The organism is Bacillus sp. SIMBA_005, from assembly GCF_046535585.1.
In the GTDB taxonomy this organism is placed as follows: domain Bacteria; phylum Bacillota; class Bacilli; order Bacillales; family Bacillaceae; genus Bacillus; species Bacillus pumilus.
In genome coordinates, this window is the sequence record NZ_JAWRWI010001244.1 from 1 (window position 1) to 232 (window position 232).

At 39.2% G+C, this 232-nt stretch carries 1 protein-coding gene; it reads left to right on the forward strand.

The features are described from left to right. Positions 1-232, forward strand: a 232-nt coding sequence (locus SB660_RS24055) for a chorismate-binding protein (RefSeq protein WP_410585147.1), incomplete at both ends; no start/stop codon positions are given.

Consider the following 232-nt stretch of genomic DNA (forward strand, 5'->3'; position numbering starts at 1 on the left):
GGTCAAGAATCGCAAAGTTACAACAAATCCAATTGCTGGAACGAAACCACGTGGTACAACACAACAGCAAGATGAAGCGATTGCTGAAAGCTTATTGACGGATGAAAAAGAAATCGCTGAGCATCGAATGTTAGTTGACTTAGGGCGTAATGATATTGGAAGAATTTCTAAGATTGGCACCGTAAAGCTTGTGAAATATATGAACATTGAACGCTACAAACATGTCATGCAT